This window comes from Streptomyces sp. NRRL WC-3549, assembly GCF_000721935.1.
Classification (GTDB): domain Bacteria; phylum Actinomycetota; class Actinomycetes; order Streptomycetales; family Streptomycetaceae; genus Streptomyces.
The window spans coordinates 1,823-3,108 of sequence record NZ_KL585430.1; the positions used below are offsets into that span (position 1 = coordinate 1,823).

The 1,286-nt window shown below is 71.7% G+C and carries 1 protein-coding gene and 1 pseudogene; one reads left to right on the forward strand and one right to left on the reverse strand.

All coding sequences use genetic code 11. The features are described from left to right. Positions 1–335: pseudogene (locus tag IH13_RS0130055) on the reverse strand (DNA-binding response regulator); the annotation flags it as partial. 296 nt (positions 336–631) lie between these two features. Between IH13_RS0130055 and IH13_RS0130060 the strand changes: the two are divergent. Then, on the forward strand, positions 632–1,286 hold a 655-nt coding region (locus IH13_RS0130060; RefSeq protein WP_082317762.1), incomplete at its 3' end, for an alpha/beta hydrolase.

Here is a 1,286-nt window from a genome sequence, read left to right on the forward strand (position 1 = left end):
AGAGATGTGTATAAGAGACAGACCTCGGCGGGCCCGGCCGTGTCCAGCAGTACGTCGTCGATGCCCCAGTCGGCGGTGACGGCCGCGAGGCCGCCCTCGGTGACGACGAGGAGCAGCGGGCAGCCGGCACCCGTGGACCGCAGCAGCCGGCACAGCGAGCGGACCTGGGGCAGGTCGCGCCGTCCGTCGACGAGGATCACGTCGGCGCCGGGGGTGTCGACGAGCGCGGGCCCCTCCGCGGGGGCGACCCGCACGCTGTGGAGCAGGAAACCGAGGGCCGGGAGGACCTCCGTCGACGGTTGAAGGGCATTCGTCAGAAGCAGCAGTGAACTCATCGCCGCCCACCTGCCTGGGTCGTCGGTCGATCGTGCACGGTTCGCTCGCCCATCACGTCGGTCCTCCTCGTTCCCTGCGAGAGGGGCACTCCCGGGCGGGGCCCGGGGGAGTATGCGGCACTGCTTCGTACACCCGTACGGCGTTCGCCCGAAGGCGGCGGTCGTACGGTTCTTACGGTGCGACCCCTTTCGAGGAGCGCCGAGCTTGTCGAAACGTCTGCGTAACAACGTTCGGAAAGCACAAAAGGACCCGGGGGCTGCATTGCCCGGATCCTCTCCGCAGCACAATAGCCCACATGAGTTCTGCGTCCGAGGGCGGTTTCCCGAGTTCCCCTGTTCCCTCGCTCACGCCGGTACCCCGGCGGACGACCCTGCTGACGGGTGACGGGGTGCGTATCGAGGCGGTGTACACCCCGTGTGCGGCGGATTCCGCGTGGCCGGACACCGGGCCCGCCCAGGAGACCGCCGTCGTCCTCGCACACGGCTTCACCGGCTCGGCCGACCGGCCGGCCGTGGTGCGGGCCGCTCGGGTGTTCTCCCGGCGTGCGGCCGTGATCACGTTCTCGTTTAGGGGGCACGGGCGGTCCGGCGGGCGGTCCACGGTGGGGGACCGCGAGGCGCACGACCTGGCCGCAGCGGTCGCCTGGGCACGGTCCCTGGGGCACCGGCGGGTCGTCACGGTGGGATTCTCGATGGGCGGTTCCGTGGTGCTCCGGCACGCGGCTCTCGCCACGGGCCCGGGAGGCGCCGGACACGGGGAAAGGGATTTCGCCGACGGGGCCGAAAGAGTGGGCCCGCGTAGGGAGGCGGGTGAAGGGCCCGCGGGGGCGCATACGGATGCGGTGGTCGCCGTCAGCGCTCCGGCGCGCTGGTATTACCGGGGGACTGCCCCGATGCGCCGTCTGCACTGGGTGGTCACCCGGCCCGCCGGACGCCTCGTCGGCCGGTACG